General features: G+C 46.1%; 21 protein-coding genes. 5 read left to right on the top strand and 16 right to left on the bottom strand.

What is annotated here, in order from left to right; all coding sequences use genetic code 11:
* Window positions 1-69: 69 nt before the first annotated feature.
* From QUA38_RS08960 to QUA38_RS08930, 7 genes are all read right to left on the bottom strand, one after another.
* Window positions 70-711: an LON peptidase substrate-binding domain-containing protein gene (locus tag QUA38_RS08960; protein WP_006632192.1), complete on the bottom strand. Its 642-nt coding sequence runs from the start codon at window positions 709-711 to the stop codon at window positions 70-72.
* A 511-nt stretch (window positions 712-1222) separates the two neighbouring features.
* Entirely contained in the window at window positions 1223-1540 is a 318-nt protein-coding gene (rpsJ, locus tag QUA38_RS08955) for a 30S ribosomal protein S10 (RefSeq protein ID WP_006632193.1), read from the bottom strand.
* A 168-nt stretch (window positions 1541-1708) separates the two neighbouring features.
* Window positions 1709-2938: an elongation factor Tu gene (gene tuf / locus QUA38_RS08950; protein WP_242724596.1), complete on the bottom strand. Its 1230-nt coding sequence runs from the start codon at window positions 2936-2938 to the stop codon at window positions 1709-1711.
* 102 nt (window positions 2939-3040) lie between these two features.
* Window positions 3041-5113, bottom strand: coding sequence for an elongation factor G (fusA, locus tag QUA38_RS08945; RefSeq protein WP_333160978.1), 2073 nt, complete (start codon window positions 5111-5113; stop codon window positions 3041-3043).
* A gap of 345 nt (window positions 5114-5458) precedes the next feature.
* Entirely contained in the window at window positions 5459-5929 is a 471-nt protein-coding gene (gene rpsG / locus QUA38_RS08940) for a 30S ribosomal protein S7 (protein WP_006632196.1), read from the bottom strand.
* A gap of 145 nt (window positions 5930-6074) precedes the next feature.
* Window positions 6075-6455 carry a 30S ribosomal protein S12 gene (gene rpsL, locus QUA38_RS08935; protein WP_006632197.1) on the bottom strand — a complete coding sequence of 127 codons (381 nt, stop codon included), beginning with the start codon at window positions 6453-6455 and terminating at the stop codon, window positions 6075-6077.
* Window positions 6456-6554: 99 nt separating this feature from the next.
* Window positions 6555-6698, bottom strand: coding sequence for a hypothetical protein (locus QUA38_RS08930; RefSeq protein ID WP_333160976.1), 144 nt, complete (start codon window positions 6696-6698; stop codon window positions 6555-6557).
* 212 nt (window positions 6699-6910) lie between these two features.
* Here QUA38_RS08930 and QUA38_RS08925 point away from each other — a divergent pair, with 212 nt between their 5' ends.
* Both QUA38_RS08925 and QUA38_RS08920 read left to right on the top strand, forming a co-directional pair.
* Window positions 6911-7114, top strand: a complete 204-nt coding sequence (locus tag QUA38_RS08925) for a hypothetical protein (protein ID WP_015174049.1) — start codon at window positions 6911-6913, stop codon at window positions 7112-7114.
* A gap of 207 nt (window positions 7115-7321) precedes the next feature.
* Window positions 7322-8173, top strand: coding sequence for an Npun_R2479 family HD domain-containing metalloprotein (locus tag QUA38_RS08920; RefSeq protein ID WP_333160974.1), 852 nt, complete (start codon window positions 7322-7324; stop codon window positions 8171-8173).
* A 252-nt stretch (window positions 8174-8425) separates the two neighbouring features.
* On the opposite strand, the gene QUA38_RS08915 is transcribed toward QUA38_RS08920, so the two are convergent.
* The 9 genes from QUA38_RS08915 to QUA38_RS08875 all read right to left on the bottom strand — a co-directional run bounded on the left by QUA38_RS08915 (window position 8426) and on the right by QUA38_RS08875 (window position 15432).
* Window positions 8426-8941, bottom strand: coding sequence for a transcriptional repressor (locus tag QUA38_RS08915; RefSeq protein ID WP_333160972.1), 516 nt, complete (start codon window positions 8939-8941; stop codon window positions 8426-8428).
* A gap of 219 nt (window positions 8942-9160) precedes the next feature.
* A complete protein-coding gene (locus tag QUA38_RS08910) occupies window positions 9161-9358 on the bottom strand; it encodes a hypothetical protein (protein ID WP_333160971.1) in 198 nt (65 codons plus the stop codon).
* Window positions 9359-9498: 140 nt separating this feature from the next.
* Window positions 9499-9984: a hypothetical protein gene (locus QUA38_RS08905; protein WP_333160969.1), complete on the bottom strand. Its 486-nt coding sequence runs from the start codon at window positions 9982-9984 to the stop codon at window positions 9499-9501.
* A 549-nt stretch (window positions 9985-10533) separates the two neighbouring features.
* Window positions 10534-11271 carry a response regulator transcription factor gene (locus tag QUA38_RS08900; protein ID WP_333072153.1) on the bottom strand — a complete coding sequence of 246 codons (738 nt, stop codon included), beginning with the start codon at window positions 11269-11271 and terminating at the stop codon, window positions 10534-10536.
* 601 nt (window positions 11272-11872) lie between these two features.
* Window positions 11873-12835, bottom strand: coding sequence for an FTR1 family protein (locus tag QUA38_RS08895; protein ID WP_333160967.1), 963 nt, complete (start codon window positions 12833-12835; stop codon window positions 11873-11875).
* A gap of 103 nt (window positions 12836-12938) precedes the next feature.
* Window positions 12939-13373: a ferritin-like domain-containing protein gene (locus QUA38_RS08890; RefSeq protein ID WP_332954961.1), complete on the bottom strand. Its 435-nt coding sequence runs from the start codon at window positions 13371-13373 to the stop codon at window positions 12939-12941.
* Window positions 13374-13489: 116 nt separating this feature from the next.
* Window positions 13490-14197 (bottom strand): hypothetical protein, encoded by a 708-nt coding sequence (locus QUA38_RS08885; protein ID WP_333160965.1) that lies wholly within the window; start codon window positions 14195-14197, stop codon window positions 13490-13492.
* 54 nt (window positions 14198-14251) lie between these two features.
* Window positions 14252-14533, bottom strand: coding sequence for a hypothetical protein (locus tag QUA38_RS08880; RefSeq protein WP_333160963.1), 282 nt, complete (start codon window positions 14531-14533; stop codon window positions 14252-14254).
* Window positions 14534-14796: 263 nt separating this feature from the next.
* Window positions 14797-15432 (bottom strand): hypothetical protein, encoded by a 636-nt coding sequence (locus tag QUA38_RS08875; protein WP_333070590.1) that lies wholly within the window; start codon window positions 15430-15432, stop codon window positions 14797-14799.
* Between the two features lie 629 nt (window positions 15433-16061).
* Between QUA38_RS08875 and QUA38_RS08870 the strand changes: the two genes are divergently transcribed.
* The 3 genes from QUA38_RS08870 to QUA38_RS08860 form a co-directional block, all read left to right on the top strand.
* On the top strand, window positions 16062-16988 hold the full coding sequence (locus tag QUA38_RS08870) for an energy-coupling factor ABC transporter permease (RefSeq protein WP_333160961.1): 927 nt from the start codon (window positions 16062-16064) through the stop codon (window positions 16986-16988).
* Window positions 16981-17637 carry an energy-coupling factor transporter transmembrane protein EcfT gene (locus tag QUA38_RS08865; RefSeq protein ID WP_333160959.1) on the top strand — a complete coding sequence of 219 codons (657 nt, stop codon included), beginning with the start codon at window positions 16981-16983 and terminating at the stop codon, window positions 17635-17637. Before QUA38_RS08870 ends, QUA38_RS08865 begins: the two co-directional genes overlap by 8 nt.
* A gap of 135 nt (window positions 17638-17772) precedes the next feature.
* Window positions 17773-18082 (top strand): ATP-binding cassette domain-containing protein (locus QUA38_RS08860; RefSeq protein WP_333160957.1); only part of this gene is annotated, 310 nt, incomplete at its 3' end.

The following is an 18082-nucleotide window of genomic DNA, read 5'->3' as shown; positions in this document are numbered from 1 at the left end:
TCGAATGATTTGTGTGTAATTCTTTTTTCACTTCAGGTCAAACCATCGTGCTTTTTCCTACAAAATTGGCTACTTGAGGGTATCTTTAAGTACAGTCCTCGCTGCCAAGTGATTGCGAGTAGAAGTCAAAATTTCGGTTTCGCGTTCCAATCTCGCAGCAGTATCTTGCAATTCTAAAAGAGTTTGCTGTTCTGTCGCTGCGCCGTAAAGGTAGCTGGCTACCCAATAGGACAATTCGGTGGGCAAACTGGGAATATCTTCGGGCAGGTCGATCGGCTGATCCATCAATTTGCTGGAGAGGCGAACTACATCTCTCAGCAGTTGTTCGACATCTTTTCCCAAGGGTCTGAGGTCTTTTTGCGGCGGTTCGTCTTCAATCCATTCTACTAGACCGACTAAATACGGTTTTTCCCGAACGGCGTCGAGCACTCGGAACCGCTGCTGGCCGAGGGTCATAATTTTCATGCGATCGTCGGGCAGGCGCTGACAGTGAATCACTTCGGCGCAACAGCCAACGGCAGAGACTTTGTTTTGGTTGGGGTCCCACATGAGCACACCGAAACGCCGATCGCCTTCCAGAATCGTATTCATCATGATTCGATAGCGAAACTCGAAGATTTGCAGCGGGAGTGGCCTACCTGGAAATAGAACCACTTCCGGCAAAGGAAATAAGGGGAGTTCGCGAACTGCTACAGAGGAAGAGGATGCCATTGTCGCTCAAAAGTGACGGTACTTGCGCTTATTTTTCTTACTTTAACTGATTAAAGGCAATTCCGGGGCAGGAGCGATCGGGCTTTTTCGATCGCAACGGGATCGACGGCTCGCTATCTCCCGTGGAGGCAGCTTGACAAAGGCGTTATTTCGTCAAAATGTTAAATATACCTTTTTGCTAAACTCAGTGCTGCGGAAGGTGATGATAGAGACTGCTAAAGGAGGGTTTTTGTAGTGAGCCCCCCTTAATTAAGAATAATTATTTAAGTTAGTGCCGGAGCAAAAATTATTGCTGATTAATAACTAATAACTCATATAGCAACTGCCAAGACGGTTAGGACGTTGTTAATGGCTGAAACGATTGATTTTCTTCCTTCTTCCTTCTTCCTTCTTCCTTCTTCCTGCTTCCTTCTTCCTTCTGCTATAACTAATGACTAGGGAAATTTCAACAAAAAGAAGGAACAATTTATTTAATCTTTGTTCCTTCTTTCCGAGTTTTCGATAAGTCAATCTACAGCTTGACTTCGATATCTACGCCGGCTGGCAAATCCAGTTTCATCAAAGCGTCAATTGTTTTGGCCGATGGCTGGTGAATGTCAATAATCCGGCGGTGCGTGCGGGTTTCAAAGTGTTCGCGAGAATCTTTGTCTACGTGGGGCGATCGCAGCAAGCAGTAAATCCGCCGTTTTGTCGGTAGGGGAATCGGACCGATCGCTGTGGCTGCTGTCCGATTTGCTGTATCTACAATCTTTTCGCAGGATGCGTCTAGAATCCGGCGATCGAAAGCTTTGAGGCGAATGCGAATTTTTTGCTGTTGAATTGTTGCCATTTTTGTTTCTTGAATTTTCTAGGTTCAGTTTTTTGTTTGTTGTCTGTTTGCAGTTGTTTTTGGGCTAACTGCTAACTGCATCAACATGAGTAATAACTAATCACTAAATAGCAGAAAAGCCTGATTGAATTTGGTGGCTTTTCTGCTATTTAAGCTGTTATCGGAGTCCTACTTGAGGATTTTGGAAACAACGCCGGCGCCGACGGTGCGGCCGCCTTCGCGGATAGCGAAGCGCATTCCTTGTTCGATCGCGATCGGGTGAATCAACTCAACAGTCATTTTGATCCGGTCACCGGGCATCACCATTTCTGCTTCAGTACCGTCATCAGCCGTGAATTGTGCGATCGTGCCGGTCACGTCAGTGGTACGGACGTAGAATTGAGGGCGATACCCAGAGAAAAAGGGCGTGTGCCGGCCGCCTTCTTCCTTCTTCAGGATGTACACTTCAGATTCAAACTGAGTGTGAGGCAGGATGCTTTTCGGCTTGGCAATCACCATTCCGCGTTCAATATCCGCCTTTAAAATCCCCCGCAGCAGTAGACCCACGTTGTCGCCGGCCAAACCTTCTTCCAGAGACTTGGTGAACATTTCCACACCCGTCACCGTTGTGCTGCGAGTGTCCTTAAGACCTACCAATTCGACTGTTTCGCCGACTTTGATAGTTCCACGTTCGATCCGGCCTGTGGCGACAGTACCCCGACCTGTAATCGAGAATACGTCTTCAACTGCCATCAAGAAAGGCTTGTCAACTTCGCGTTCTGGGGTGGGGATGTAAGCATCTACTTCTTCCATCAGCTTGTAGATTTTGTCAACCCACTCATTTTCGCCCTTGACAGTCTTGGGATTAGCAAGCATCGCTTCGAGAGCTTTCAATCCCGAACCTGTGACGATGGGGATGTCATCGCCCGGAAAATCGTAAGAGCTCAAAAGTTCGCGAACTTCCAGTTCTACCAATTCCAACAGTTCAGCATCATCCACCATGTCTTCTTTGTTCAAGAAGACAACCAGGCTGGGAACGCCAACTTGCTTAGCTAGCAGGATGTGTTCGCGAGTTTGAGGCATGGGGCCGTCTGCCGCTGACACGACTAGGATGCCGCCGTCCATTTGAGCTGCACCGGTGATCATGTTTTTCACATAGTCAGCGTGTCCGGGGCAATCTACGTGGGCATAGTGCCGACCTGTTGTTTCGTACTCAACGTGAGCAGTATTAATCGTAATACCCCGTGCTTTTTCTTCGGGCGCAGCGTCGATGTCGGCGTAATTCTTAGCCTTTGCTTGACCTAGTGCAGAGAGAGTCATCGTAATCGCGGCGGTCAAAGTTGTTTTGCCGTGGTCAACGTGACCGATCGTGCCGATGTTTACGTGGGGTTTATTCCGTTCAAATTTTGCGCGTGCCATTCTCGATTTGTTCCTTGTTTCTTTTAGCGATTTTAGATTTTAACATTTTAGATTTTAGACTTTGGATTCAATCCAAAATCCAAAATCTAAAATCTAAAATCATTAGTTCCCTTTGTTCTTAGCGATAATGGCTTCAGCCACGTTTCGCGGCACTTCTTCGTAATGGCTGAATTCCATTGTGAAGATGCCTCGACCTTGAGTTTTCGAGCGGATGTCGGTGGCGTAACCAAACATTTCTGCTAGTGGAACTTTTACAGAAACTTTGGCTATCCCCTGATCCGTCTCTTGACCCTCGATCTGACCCCGACGCGAGTTGAGGTCTCCGATGACGTTCCCGATGTAATCTTCGGGAACTTCAACCTCTACTTTCATCATAGGCTCTAGCAGCACTGGCGACGCCTTCATCACGGCTTCTTTGATCGCCATTGAACCGGCGATCTTAAATGCCATTTCTGAGGAGTCTACGTCGTGGAAAGACCCGTCTACCATAGTAGCTTTGAGGTCAATCACGGGATATCCTGCTACGATACCTGATTCGCACGCTTCTTTCATCCCTTGTTCTGCTGGGCCGATGTACTCTTTGGGTACAGTGCCACCAACAATTTTGGAGACAAATTCAAAGCCACTTCCGACTTCGGTGGGTTCTAGTTCGATCACGACGTGACCGTACTGACCTTTACCGCCACTTTGGCGGATAAATTTACCTTCGGCGCGGACGGATTTGCGAATGGTTTCACGGTAGGCTACTTGTGGCTGACCCACGTTCGCTTCTACTTTGAATTCCCGCAGCATCCTGTCAACCAGGATTTCCAGGTGCAGTTCGCCCATACCGGCGATGACTGTCTGGTTGGTTTCTGGGTCAACGTTGACTCGGAAGGTGGGGTCTTCTTCCGAGAGCGACTGGAGGGCTTTGGAGAGCTTCTCCATGTCTTGTTTGGTTTTGGGTTCGACAGCCACCGAGATGACTGGCTCTGGAATAAACAGAGATTCCAGAATCACTGGCGCTCCTTCTTCGCAGAGGGTGTCGCCGGTGAAGGTGTCTTTCAAACCCAAGGCTGCTCCCAAGTCTCCGGCTCGGAGTTCCTCAACTTCTATCCGATCGTCCGCTTTGAGTACAATTAGGCGAGAAACCCGCTCTTTTTTGTCTTTGGTGGAGTTCAGGACGTAGGTTCCTTTTTTGAGGATACCGGAGTAGACGCGAACAAAGGTCAGGCGACCGTAGGGGTCAGCCATGATTTTGAATGCCAGAGCTGACAGCGGGGCGTTGTCGTCGGCAAACCGCTCTGCTGTGTCGCCGTTGGGCAGGAGTCCTTGTATGGGAGGAACTTCCAAGGGCGACGGCAGATAGTCGATGACTGCATCCAACAACAACTGGACACCTTTGTTTTTGAAGGCCGAACCGCACAACATGGGGACGATCGTACCTTCGACAGTGCCGTGACGCAGGGCCAAGCGGATTTCGTCTTCCGTTAACTCTTCGCCTTCAAGGTATTTCTCCGTGAGGGCGTCGTTGGTTTCTGCTACCGACTCGATCAGCTTGGTGCGGTATTCTACGGCTAGATCCTTTACTTCATCGGGGATTTCTACTTCCTCGATGTCGGTTCCCGTGTCGTTATTGTAGATATAGGCTTTCATTTGCACTAAGTCTACAATTCCCCGGAAGTTTTCTTCACTGCCGATCGGAATTTGGATGGGTACGGCGTTCGCTCTCATGCGATCGCGAATTTGGCCGTAGACTTTGTAGAAGTTTGCCCCCATCCGATCCATTTTGTTGACGAACACTATCCTCGGTACTTTGTACCGATCGGCCTGTCGCCACACTGTTTCGGATTGCGGCTGCACTCCCCCTACCGAGCAGAACACTGCGATCACTCCGTCGAGCACTCGCATCGAGCGTTCGACTTCGATCGTGAAGTCTACGTGTCCGGGAGTGTCGATGATGTTGATTTTGTAATCTTTCCAACTGGTGGTGATAGCAGCGGCAGTAATCGTAATTCCCCGCTCCCGCTCTTGCTCCATCCAGTCAGTGACTGCTGTTCCCTCGTGCACTTCACCCATTTTGTGAACCATGCCTGAATAGAACAGAATTCTTTCAGTTGTTGTTGTTTTGCCCGCGTCGATGTGGGCTGCGATGCCGATGTTGCGAGTTTTTTCTAGCGGGACGGTACGTGCCACAGCTACCTCCTTAATCTTGTGTTGCTGTTATAATACTATTATACTACACAGTAACCCTATTTTGCACTCCCCAGCGACTTACAAAAGTCTCTGGAGCTTATTGTTACATTTTAATATTTTTTGCAAGATTTGTTTACAAAAATATTAAGGATGCGACATGGAGGATTCAGAGAGTGCGTGAATTTTGAGTGCGTGAATTTTGATTTTCGGAGTTTTGAGTTTGCTTCACCAATCGCAACTGCGCCAAGAGAAGCAATCTCAACACTCAAAACTTACACTTTCCAATTTCTCACCCGATGCTTTTATACCGCACGATCGCGCTCTTCTCCATGCCCGATGTTGCAGTTAGTAGCGGTAGTGAGCAAAAGCCTTGTTAGCTTCAGCCATGCGGTGAGTTTCTTCGCGCTTGCGAATAGCACTCCCTGTTTCGTTAGCTGCATCCATCAGTTCGTTGGCTAGCTTGGCTGCCATCGAGCGGCCAGTGCGGGCGCGGGCAAATCTGATCAGCCAGCGGAGGGCGAGTGTAGTACCGCGATCGGAACGCACTTCCATCGGCACTTGGTAGGTGGCGCCACCTACCCGGCGGGCTTTGACTTCGACCAGGGGTGTTGCGTTTTTGACTGCTTTTTCAAACAAGTCTAACGGTTCAGCCCCTGTGCGTTCTTGGATGGTTTTGAGGGCGTCGTAGACGATACTGGAGGCAACGGATTTTTTGCCGTGCTGCATGATCCGTCTCACCATCATGCTTACCAACCGGCTGTTGTAGGTTGGATCTGGTGGAACTGGACGTTTTTGAATAACTGTGCGGCGAGACATAGTTCTATTTGGGATTTTTGATTTTGAATGATTGAGTTTGGGGTTTTGGGATCACATCTGGATTTATGACAATCGAGCGTGCAATTGAGCGGCGCGATCGAATTTATTTTTGCTTCCCAACCCCGACGATCGGGCGAGTTCCGTGTTATTTTTTCTCTTTAGGACGCTTGGCCCCGTATTTGGAACGACCCTGCTTGCGGTCTTTCACCCCAGCGGTGTCTAATGTACCCCGAATGATGTGGTATCTAACTCCGGGCAAATCTTTTACCCGACCGCCCCGGATCATTACTACCGAGTGTTCTTGCAAGTTGTGACCGATCCCTGGGATGTAGGCGGTGACTTCAAAACCAGAGGTCAGCCGTACCCGAGCCACCTTCCGCAGCGCCGAGTTTGGTTTTTTCGGTGTGGTCGTGTACACTCTGGTGCAAACTCCGCGGCGCTGGGGGCAACTCTTGAGAGCTGGCGATTTGGTTTTTTTCTGCGTTTGTTCCCGTGCTGAACGGATGAGTTGCTGAATAGTGGGCATGAGTTACGGCATTTCTAGCTTTTTGCTGAATATAGTGATTTGGCTGTATCCGCACTGAAAGTCCCTTCCCCTCTGGGGGGACGGGATGAATGAAAATAATTATGGGTAAGTGAGGATACCAGACTCTGTATTGTACACGACGCGAGTTTCTTTGGCAAGAAATTTGCGCGACCCGCGATCGAACTTCCTTCCTTGCTGCAAGTTGGGAGAGGGCGAGCGCAACGGGAGAATGGTATGTGACATCCTATAATTTAGGCGCAACTATGATGATTTTCACAGCCGTCAGCAAAATTTATAACGATCGCAATATCGCGCTTTTTCGATCAAATTACCATTGTGAGGAAAGGCGCATTAACTCCAGCCTGCGATCGCATCACAGTCTATAGCCGATCTACATCACATAAAGTTATCTAAAATTGCCGGACAATAAGAAATATACATTGAGTTTACGGCAGATGACTACCAAAGCTTATATACCTGAATATAAAATTTCCGAACTTTACTTGAATATTTGGAAATCCGGTAAGATCGATCGGACTGTGTTCCAGCAAATTCAATACGCAATTAATTCTCACAGTTTAAAAAGTTCAGAGGAGCGAAAAATTGTCAGCAGGCTGCTGTATGCAGTACGGCGGGGATGGGTGTCAGTGATGGACTGAGTTACTTGGGAATTTTGATTCATGGCGCGAGATTGGTTGGTGACTCCCCGGGCGTAGCTGCGTCAATGAGTTTTGAGATTGCCACCCACAGAGAACAACCCACACGGGGTGCATGAGTTGTAAGCTAAAATATCCTCCATAAAATTAGAAGATTCCCCAATAGATGCACCGCTATTAAAAGTAAATATTAAGGTAAAAGGACAGGGTATGTTTAATTCTACAGAACTGCTGATTGAGGCTTTCATAGAACAACTTCAGAACGGTTACAGCCGCACTTATGGAGGCTACAAATCAGACTATGCTGACATTATTGCCTGGGTGGGGGCAATGGCGTTAGAAAACATCGCCAACAGCGACGCTCTTTATCATAATGTAGAACACGCCATTTGCATTAGCTTAGTCGGTCAAGAAATCTTGCGGGGAAAACACATTCGCAAGGGCGGAGTTTCCTGCGAAGATTGGTTGCACTTCATCATTTCTTTGCTGTGTCAAGACATCGGATATGTCAAAGGAGTTTGCCGGCAAGACCAAGAATCAGAAGGATTGTATGCTACGGGAAAAGATGGCATGAGAATTGCACTTGCTCCCGGTGCAACGGCTGCCAGCCTAGCTCCTTACCGAGTTGACAGAGCTAAATTGTTCATTGACGAGCGCTTCGGCAACCACAAGCTAATTAATGCGGAGATAATTAAGCAGAATATAGAACAGACTCGTTTCTCGGTGCTTGACGGTAACATTGACGAGGATGCAGTTAATTACTCTAGTTTAGTGCGCGGTGCTGATTTGATAGGTCAGCTCAGCAACCCGCAATATTTGCAGAAAATTGGCGCACTGTTTTACGAGTTGGAAGAAAGCGGTGCTACTAAACTTTTGGGCTATCGACATCCGGGCGACTTGCTGCAAAGCTACTCTAAGTTTTACTGGAGTGGCATTTATCCTCACATCAGCGAATCTCTAGGTTACTTGCAGTTGACGCAGGAAGGCAAACAGATTGTGGCTAGTTTGTACGCTAACATATTTCGGATGGAACACCAACGTGGCGATTCTGAGGTTGCTTGACGGAAGGGGAAGGGAAATGCAGCAAGTTTTGAATGCGTGAGATTGCTTTCCTAATAATTTCTTCGCTAACATTCCTTGCAGCGGTATTAAGGGGAAGGGAAAGACGGCGACTTTTTAATAGGTGAGATTGCTTTCCTAAGAATCACTTTGCTAGCATTACTTGCAACGCGATTGCCCTACCTGAGTTCAATAGTGACCAATTACCAATTACCAATTACTAATTCCCCATTACCCAAATGTATTTCATCCAACTCAACTAATTTCCTCCTCAATTTTTGAATGATATCTCGGGCACAACCAATTACTCGGCAGCAAAGAAGGCCATCCCTCCCGCAAAGCTTCCAAACAAACAGCTCGCACAGTTAATTGACAGTCAAGCAGTTCGACCCCAGCTTTTTCAACTTGCTTTTTGCCAATTTTTAAAATGGATTCATCACTAAATTCAAAGGTTTTGTGACACTGAATGCAAACCAGGTGGTGGTGGTGGTGCAATTCGGGAAAATTCAGTTCGTAGTGTTTGTGACCTTCTGCTAATTCTAGTTCACGCAAAATTCCAATTCTTGCTAATAAATGCAGGGTTCGGTAGACAGTAGACAGGCCTATTCGTTCTCCTTTATGCTGTAAGGCCCTGTATAACTCTTCCGCACTTAAATGATTGCCTTGTGGCAGATTTTGAAAGACGCTCAAAATAGTTTCTCGCTGGGGAGTTAGGCGGCAACCTCTCTGGTTTAGTTCGACTTTGAGTGAGTTAGCACTGTATAAATTCATGTCGCCAATAATAAAAAACTTGAACGAGGCTTCTAGTGGATTATCTGTTATTTATTCGCGCTCTTTTTTAGATTCTCCTAAAGTGTATTTCCCGTCATAATCCATTAATTCTCGACTTACCCTTTACTTAAGGGTAATCTGTTAGCCATCTATCCCCCTTCGTAAAAGTGGTACTGAAAAAGTAGTTTTCGGTATTCATACGTAATTTTTGTGAAGTTTCTAGCAATGTTGCTGATAAGCATTGGTAAAACAAGTCTTAGGGTCAAAGTCAGTGCAACCGATCGCATCTTGAGTACAAGCAACGCACGGGCGCACTGTAAATGTGAGGCGGTAGTCGTTACTAAACAAAGCCCCATAACAAGCAATTGGATACAAGCGCTTGATTTGATGCGCTCCTTCTGGCAATGTTACGGACACACTCCACAAAAATAATCAAAGTGGCAATACATAAATATTAGAAAAAGACAGTCATAAACCACTGAAATACATAGCTTTGGCCCCCAACAATAAGGTAGCGACACCCAGCAAAACTAGGTGGCGAATGCCCAACAGGGTGGTCATTTTGTCTGCGTCTTCCGATGTGTAGCCAAAGAAAGAAGTTCTTGCTTCGAGGGTTGCTTGCCCTGTGAGCGAGTGAAAGATGCCGCCGAAGCTGAGAAAGGCTGAGCTGATCCGTACTTCGCCGTTAGGGCGAAGTACGGATCGGTATCGACAATTTTGGCTCCTGCACTCCCGCCCAAGCCGAGTCTGGCTAGGTTTGGCAACAGGATTAAGCCTTCTTCGTAAATTTTGGCTCCTGCACTCCCGCCCAAGCCGAGTCTGGCTAGGTTTGGCAACAGGATTAAGCCTTCTTCGTACATGGGCAATTCTGGGTTAAAGCGGGAAAGCTCCAATAGGGTATAGGCTCCCCCCCAGAAGAAGACGATGAGGCCGGCGTGGGCGAGGTGGGTACTGAGCAAACGGCCGGAAAGGTTGATTAAGCAGGCGTTGCCGACCCACCAGGGAAATGATTTTCCTTCGGCTGGGAAGGATTTTTTTGCCATGCTGGTCACGGCGATTTACCTCTTGAGAAAGATGTCAGGGGAGTTTTAAGCGATCGCAGGTTATTGATATAGATAATCAACAATTTTAGTAGTTTCGTCAAGGGGTATTTGAGAAAAATTTTCACTGATTTGAGTTCAGGTATGTAAATCAGTAGGGAAAAACCTCGTTATATCACGACTAGGACTGTTTTTGGCGCTTGAGCGGAGTTTGGCTTCTGGTTAGCAAAAATAGCAGCTAAAGGAATAACTCAAAATTTATTGATAAATAATATTATTAAAGAGTATTATGGCTAGAGTATTGTTTAAGTAGCTATCCAATCCTCTCGAAAAAGACAAGGTGGGAAAAGAAATCCGGTACTTTCCTATGGACAAGCTTCTCTAAAAGTAGGCTTAGAGGGGGGTGTGGCATTGTTTTTTTCCGAATCAAGAGAGTTAATGCCTACTTGTTGACATATTCATCTCAAACTCCAAACAACAAAGCCTGAGAGCATTTGTTCTCAGGCTTTTCTAGCGGGATTTTTAACTGCTTCCTGCATCTGGCACGCTAGCTCAAGCAGAAGATTTGGTTTCTTCAGCTACTTGCTCGTTGTTGGGCAACTCTAGGCAGTAACCAGCCCCATATACAGTTTTGATGTACCTAGGATGGCGGGGATCGGGTTCCATCTTGGTTCTCAGGTGTCTGATGTGTACACGAATAGTTTCAATGTCGTCGTCTGGGTCGTAACCCCACACTTCTTTGAGAATTTCGCTGGGAGAGACTGTCTGACCGTGGCGCTGAAGCAAGCAGTGCAGCAACTCAAACTCTAGGTGGGTCAGTTTGACTGTCTGATCGTACCAAACAGCTTCAAACCTTTCGGGGACAAGGGTCAGCGGGCCGTAATTCAGGATTTCCGAGTGTTTGGCAGCTTGGGGGATACGGTCTGTGCGCCTTAGTAGAGCTCGCACTCGGGCTAGCATCTCTTCTAGTTCAAATGGTTTGGTCAGGTAGTCGTCGGCGCCGGAGTTGAAGCCTTCTACTTTGTCTTGAGTTTGACTTAAGGCTGTCAACATCAAGACGGGAATGTCTGAGGTGCGCTCGTCACGCCGCAAACGCTGACATACAGTGAACCCGTCTACTCTAGGCAGCATGAGGTCTAGCATGATCAGGTCGGGGAGCAGTTGTATGGCTAGTGCCTGACCTTTGATGCCGTCTTCTGCCTGGGTGACTTCGTAGCCAGCCATTTCTAGGTTGACGGCTACGAGTTCGGCGATCGCCGCGTCATCATCAATAACAAGTATCCGGGGCATCATTATTTATCTCACCGCTAACCGAATGGCAGAACCTACAGCCTTCTGGGGGTTCCAGGTAACTTTAACGAACAATTTTTTAATTTTAAGCTTCATTAAGGATTATAAGGTTCATTAAGAACTTTGCGGGCTCTGTAAATATTCTTGTACTAATTATAAGCCCTAGGGGCGCATATCAGAAAACTGTTCGCCAAAAATCTTGCTGGGGGCCGATTTTTTACTGGCAAGAACAGCCTCAACTTTTGGAGGGCGCGCCTGCGACTTGACAGAATCCCCTAACGGTAGCCCGCGTCTTGCAGAACCCCGTTAACCATTAACTATGACCTGTTAATTTTTTGAAGAGGTTAATTTTTATTAAAAAAATTTAGTTTTTTTTGAGGGGTAGTGCTTACTTCTTTCGGGTGTTGACGCTAGATTTAAATAATATCAATATAAGTATTTATAAAAAAACAAAATATATTCTATATTTTAATAGAATCAGATAAAAGTCAAATAATCAATCCCGTCACCTGAAAATTTTAAGGCGATTTTTTTGCAGGTGGGGCTGATTTTCTAATCGTCCTGGAATCAGCGAAATAACGGATACAAACCGCTTGCATACCTACTGAGGGCGAGTTTGTGAGCGAGCTGGCTGAGTATTTTTGCTGGGCATAGTCGTCTTAGAGCCTAATTTTTGGAAATAAAGACCCCCGATGGTGGCTAAGAATATTGTGTAAGCCGCCGCTTGGACGATATAAAGTCGATCTCTGTATCCAAATAATGCTTTGAGAACGACTCCCGGAAATTCCCGATCGGGCAAAATTTCCGCTGCATTCCACACCATCGGGCCTAAAATACAAGAGTGGACTGGTGCGAGGCGATCGTAATAAAAACAAATCGCTGCATACTTGCTATTCATCTGGGACAAAATCCCAGCGGCTTGGTCAAAATGTTTGAGTGCAGATACTGCTAAACCTGCCACGATTAACAGCAACAAAATCCCCATAAACTTGAAAAACAGGCGGATATCAATTTTTACACCCCACTTAAACAGTAGCGCGCCAATGACTGCCGCCCCAGTCAAACCGCCCAAAGCTCCCAAAGCGGGACTCAAACCTTGTTGAAACTGAGCACTGACAAATATAACTGTTTCAAAACCTTCCCGCAGTACCGCAATAAAAATTAAGCCAAATACGCCCCAGCCGGCATTAGTATTTTCTGTCAAAGCTGCTGTAATGGCTCCTTCAACTTCTGCTTTGAGAAAGCGCGCTTGCTGAGTCATCCAAATTAGCATCCAGCTTAGCATTGCGATCGCCACAATTCCCAACACGCCCTCTAATAGCTGTTTAATTACTGGTGCGTAAGGCTGCTCGGAGGTTGATAATACTGCCAGCAATCCATTGAATAGAACACCGACAAAACCGCTAGCAGCAATGCCGGCTGCGACACCTGCATAAACCCAAGAATTTAGGTAACTTTGCTCGGCTTTTTTGAGGCAAGCTAGTACAATTCCGACGACTAAGGCGGCTTCTACGCCTTCGCGCAGGGTAATTACAAAAGTCGGTAGCGCTTCACTAAAATTCATTTTTTATAATCATTGGGCATCGGGGAGAGGGTATGAACATCGGGCATTGGTCATTGGTCATTGGAAATAACAACTCACCAATAACCAATAACCAATGATTAAATCAACTATAATCGCGCAGCATTTTTTTCAATTCTACTTGGTGCAATTCTTCCTGTCCAATTAGATTGCGGGCATATTCTTCCAAATAAACGCTGGAGTCCGTCACAACTTCAAGTAAAGATTTATACTTTTTAAGCGCTTTTTTCTCGTGATTTAAACTTTCTTCCAATAAGTCTTTCACCGAGTGTTTGTAGGTTTCTTCGATGGGAGCAATTTTCTGACTAGGATGCCCCTCTAAACCGGTGAGAATTTCTCCTGCTTGTTGGGCGTGGAGTAGGGATTCCGTTGCTTGTGCTTTAAAAAACTGCACTATGGGAATCCGGTTTGGCCCTGTCACCATTAGTGAATAGTGGGTATAGCGCACGACCCCTGCAAGTTCCCATTCCATGATGGTGCATAGCAATTCCTGGGTTTTTTTCTCGTCAAGTTCTTTCATTTGTTCTTTTAGAAGTAGCAGGCCCGCGAGGGCGCTGTTTATAATACCACATTTAAGTTGCAAATGAAAAGTAAGGTGCTGATGACGCACCTTACCGGAGAGATGTTATATGTGAGTTACGGGTTAACTTCTAAGGTGCCAGTAGGAGCAAACACTACAGTAAACTTAGCGACTGGTGCTGCACTGTTACTGTTGCTAGTTTCGGAAGATTTCAGCAGATTTGGTAAAGGAGTTTCTTGAGTGTAATCCTTGGCTGGTTGATTGAGAGGCTCGAAATTGCCGATCGCCCCATCTTGACTTGTAGTGACTCGATAGACTAGATTTTGATTGAACGTAGGGCTAGTTTGCCAACTTCGATCGATGCGATCGTAGACTTTCAGAGCTAGCTCATCTAGTTTTACGCTATCTGTAATTTCTGCTGTCTGATTTGTTCTATCCACCGCCTGAACTTCCTGCTGGCCTGCTGATACAGGTACAGCTTGGACAGTCTTATCTGTACGGCTACTCGCAATAGCCGTTTCAGTAGACGTATTAGTGAAAGGTACAACCTCTGGAGATTTGTCAGGCAGCTTTTTTTGGCTGTCAAGAGCTAAATAGGAATTATTAGCAGCCGGAAGCGAACTGCTACTGGCAATAGCTGGTTCGGCCAGCCCCTTAGCAACAACATTAGCAACAGCATTAGCTGGATTTTGCCCCTCAATTGTCAAAGACTTGACGTGAAAACCGCGAAACTTTTCTTTTTGGCTAACGCGCCACATCGCGATGGGAAAAGTCATAAAGAAAAGAGTTAAAACTCCGACGCTAACCAAAACTATTTTGTGCATCTTCCTGGCTGGGAGCGGCTTATTTTTTGTCTCCATCATCAAACCTCACATTACTTAAGTTAACGGCAAATAGGGAAATAGAGGATGCCAGCACATAGCTGTAGCAGCAACCAACAAAGCAAACATCCAGAAAAATATGGTGCGGCTTTTAACATTCTTATTTTTCCAGAAAGCATGGAGAATTGGCCAACTGATCAGCCAACCCACGAGCAACATAGTTTCTTTGCCTGTGTAACTGCCGATATTTCCCCACAATTCGCTATCTGTCTTGCTTCCGGGAATCCAAGTGCCGAGATTCCAAACAATTTTTTCTGTGGCTTTCGATGTGTCTGACAAGTGGTGAGTCACCATCATTGTAAAACAACCAATTGCTGCACTAATTACTGCGGTCTAGCTGAAGGATCGGAAACGCTAGGTGGTGTTTCCGATCCTTCAGCTAGACCGCTGGGGAAGTGTTTTAATTGCCTCCAAAATTTCCCGTATAAAGGTTCATTGTCCGGCTCATTGTGGCGGGATAATAGTCTAGTCATTGTAAAAATATCCTAATTTTGGTAATTGGTAATTAGCCGTTGCTAATGCTAAAGTCAACTAACTGTTAATTACAAAGCGTGGATTTTAGCCACACCAAGCCCGCTCACCATACCGCCCATTGCGAAAAACATAATTGCCATCAAAGCCACGCAGGTAGCGGTTAAAACTGGGCGATTTTGCTTTTCTAAAATCGAGTTGCCGTAGTTCCACAAAATCCACGCACAAGCTACTGTTAAAGGCAATGTAAACAGCACGCTAAATTCGTGATATTCCATCAAAACGTACTGCGCTAGAGGAGAGTTTTCTTTCAGCGCTGCTCTAGCTCCGCCGAAATCTATGCCTGCTCGATACCGCATATAAGCCCAATTGCCAGTAGCAATAGCCAAAAAACTCAAAAGAGTTGACCAAAAGGCTAATGTACGCATTTGCGGCAAGATTTTAGGGACACCCCGCAACAATGGAAATGCTAGATGTCCTGTATAAACCATTACCACTAATGCCAACATTGCACCCATGCCGTGAATGGTTCCCATCCACCGCTGCCAAGGACTCGGATGCAGTAGGTTAACTAAAGGTAAAAACAGAAATAAACCAGCGGATAAAAAGCTAAGTCCGTAGACAGAAACTTGAGCGATATCTAACTGTTTGGGAAATTCAGATGGAACTAAATCGGTAGTTGAGTCTTGGGTTGAGTGCTGCACCACTGGCAAACATCCTGTAGGTTGTGCGGAAAATTACTTGAGAATAAACGCATTAGTATTTTGAGTTTCTTGATAATGCAGCTCGTGCGGGCAAAGCCGATCGCACATTGGCGCGATCGACAACCGCAAACTTACTGGTAATTATATTGACTAGCAATAATTCGGACTTTTTAGTTTCTCGAACACGCAATACTTTTGCTGTGACTAGCTATGTGCTAATTTCACTACTGCGGTCGTTAAAAAATTAATGCTATTTATTCTCAAGAGTTGAGAATAAATCCAATGAGAGATTTTCTGTTTATTCTTTATATTTTTTTAATATTTTTGTTTGATCTTGACGGTGAATACAATTTTGCCGTTGAATCTGTAAAGAAATATTGATAATTCTTATCAAAAAGCTTCAATGTGAGGGTGGTCGGTAAAATATCCGAATAATTCTTCAGGATTATTTAATGTAAAATTTCTCATCCTCAAAATTCTGTGTTTGAGGCGGTAATCTATATCAAATAAGCGCTCGCCCGCCACTAATCCCCCGATCGCTCGATCGCATTAATGCCCCCAGAGGGGGTTTTAAATTTTTGTAAAAAATAGTTGACTAAAGAGTTGGAAGTTCTCTCGTTTGGGATAGATCGATGCACATACCTGATGGTTTCCTTTCACCGCCAGTAGCCATTGCCACCGGCATAGCAAGTGCAGCAGTAATTGCAGTTGCCCTAAATCGAACCCGCGCCAGTCTTGGACTTCGACAAGCCCCAATCATGGGCTTAACTACAGCTTTCGTGTTTGCAGCCCAGATGATCAACTTTCCCGTAGCTGGCGGCACCAGCGGTCACTTGTTGGGAGGGGCGCTCGCATCCGTCGTTTTGGGCAGTCCTTGGGCGGCAACTTTAGCGATGAGCACAGTTTTTATAATTCAGAGCGTCTTGTTTGCCGACGGGGGCATCACCGCCTTGGGAGCCAATATTTTTAACATGGGGCTAGTTGGCATTTGGGTTGGCTGGTGGCTGTTGCAGCCATTGCAGCAACTTTTGGGAGGTTCCAGAAATCGTTTGCCCCTAGCTGCAGGTATCGCCGCTGGCCTCAGCGTCGTGGCTGCTTCAATTTGTGTGGCGATCCAATTGGCAATTTCTGGAACAGTAGCGCTCAATATCGCATTGCCAGCAATGGTAGGGGTACATATTTTAATTGGGATTGGCGAAGGGGTAATTACAGGCGGCGTTTTAACTTATCTCGTCAAAGTGCGGCCGGATTTACTGCCGGGACAACAGCCACAATTGCAGAAATGGGTAGTGCCAGTAATCGGAGTTTTATTAATTTCGGGGGTGCTTTCGCTGTTTGCTTCAAGTTGGCCTGACGGCTTAGAAGCGGTAGCCGAAAAACACGGCTTTAAAGATAAAGAAGCTGTGGCGATCGAAAATCCTACTCCTTTAGCAGATTACACAGTTAAAGGATTAGAAGAACAGCCTATTGGTACTAGCATTGCTGGACTTTTAGGCTCTGCCTTCAGCTTCGGTGCGGCGTTTGGCATTGCTCAGTTGGTAAAACCTAAAGATGTCTAAACTCTCCATACCTTTTCGATTGCGGCTGTCTTTGACAATTGTCATCGGCATTGGTTTTATGAAGACTGGTGCTTGGCTGTGGCTGGGAATTTATGGGGCGATCGCACTTTTTTGGTCATTTTGGCTGAGGGCGCCGGTGCGAACCCTAGCGCAACTGTTGGGAGCAGAATTGCTTTTTCTCTCCTTATTAGTGCTGCCCCAAGGTTGGGAACGTGCCAGTTTTCTGTTGCTGCGTTCCCTAATTTGCCTGCTAATTATGAACAGTTTTCTGCTAACTTTGCCGCCCCACAGTTTCGGAATCGCCCTCAAAGGATTACCCCTACCAGCAGGTTTGCAAGAGATTGTACTGTTAACGGGACAATACTTGGAAATCCTGCTGACCGAAGTCAACCGCATGAAAATATCTGCCCAACTCCGGGGCTTATCGGGTACCGGAGGATGGCTGCGCTACGCCAGCGCTTCCATGATCGGAGCGCTTTATTTGCGAAGTCTCGATCGGGCAGAAAGGGTACACGCAGCCATGCTAATTCGCGGCTATCAAGGAGCTTTACCTGCTGACTCAAAATCAACACCAAAAGAGCGACTCTGGCTGACAGTAGCAATTTTAATGGCAGCCGGATTAACAATAGCTTCTTATGGTAAGTGGTAATTTAGAAGGGGCAATTGGTAATTGGTAACTGATTAATTCATGCCTCTACCTTTTGCCTTCTCCCTTCCCCTCTCTGCGGTCTCTGTGCTGTCTGCGGTTAAATACTCTTAATCCTAAAATCGAGGTAAATAAAAATTGACTAAACTCAAATCCGTGCCAACAATTGAAGTAGAAAATTTAGTATTCGGATATCCCCAACAAAAACCAATATTACGGGGAATTTCTTTTACTTTACAACCGGGAGAAAGAGTAGCTCTACTCGGTCTAACAGGGGCTGGTAAAAGCACTTTGCTCGAAAACTTGATCGGGTTAAAAATGCCTCAATCGGGCGAGATTAGAGTGCAGGGAAAAAAGTTGGAAGAGGCGACTTTATCGCAGGCGCGCAGGCAGATTGGATTTTGCTTTCAAGATGCTAACGACCAGCTATTTATGCCGACTATTTTAG

The organism is Microcoleus sp. Pol12B4, from assembly GCF_036701385.1.
Lineage (GTDB): Bacteria > Cyanobacteriota > Cyanobacteriia > Cyanobacteriales > Microcoleaceae > Microcoleus.
The sequence above is the reverse complement of the archived record's forward strand: the minus strand, read 5'-3'. Positions and strand labels throughout refer to the sequence as shown.

Coding starts and splice junctions, on each gene's coding strand:
- QUA38_RS08960 (WP_006632192.1), bottom strand. CDS start 711: ATGGCATCCTCTTCCTCTGTAGCAGTTCGCGAACTCCCCTTATTTCCT.
- rpsJ (WP_006632193.1), bottom strand. CDS start 1,540: ATGGCAACAATTCAACAGCAAAAAATTCGCATTCGCCTCAAAGCTTTC.
- tuf (WP_242724596.1), bottom strand. CDS start 2,938: ATGGCACGCGCAAAATTTGAACGGAATAAACCCCACGTAAACATCGGC.
- rpsG (WP_006632196.1), bottom strand. CDS start 5,929: ATGTCTCGCCGCACAGTTATTCAAAAACGTCCAGTTCCACCAGATCCA.
- rpsL (WP_006632197.1), bottom strand. CDS start 6,455: ATGCCCACTATTCAGCAACTCATCCGTTCAGCACGGGAACAAACGCAG.
- QUA38_RS08930 (WP_333160976.1), bottom strand. CDS start 6,698: ATGTCACATACCATTCTCCCGTTGCGCTCGCCCTCTCCCAACTTGCAG.
- QUA38_RS08925 (WP_015174049.1), top strand. CDS start 6,911: ATGACTACCAAAGCTTATATACCTGAATATAAAATTTCCGAACTTTAC.
- QUA38_RS08920 (WP_333160974.1), top strand. CDS start 7,322: ATGTTTAATTCTACAGAACTGCTGATTGAGGCTTTCATAGAACAACTT.
- QUA38_RS08915 (WP_333160972.1), bottom strand. CDS start 8,941: ATGAATTTATACAGTGCTAACTCACTCAAAGTCGAACTAAACCAGAGA.
- QUA38_RS08905 (WP_333160969.1), bottom strand. CDS start 9,984: ATGGCAAAAAAATCCTTCCCAGCCGAAGGAAAATCATTTCCCTGGTGG.
- QUA38_RS08900 (WP_333072153.1), bottom strand. CDS start 11,271: ATGCCCCGGATACTTGTTATTGATGATGACGCGGCGATCGCCGAACTC.
- QUA38_RS08895 (WP_333160967.1), bottom strand. CDS start 12,835: ATGAATTTTAGTGAAGCGCTACCGACTTTTGTAATTACCCTGCGCGAA.
- QUA38_RS08890 (WP_332954961.1), bottom strand. CDS start 13,373: ATGAAAGAACTTGACGAGAAAAAAACCCAGGAATTGCTATGCACCATC.
- QUA38_RS08885 (WP_333160965.1), bottom strand. CDS start 14,197: ATGCACAAAATAGTTTTGGTTAGCGTCGGAGTTTTAACTCTTTTCTTT.
- QUA38_RS08870 (WP_333160961.1), top strand. CDS start 16,062: ATGCACATACCTGATGGTTTCCTTTCACCGCCAGTAGCCATTGCCACC.
- QUA38_RS08865 (WP_333160959.1), top strand. CDS start 16,981: ATGTCTAAACTCTCCATACCTTTTCGATTGCGGCTGTCTTTGACAATT.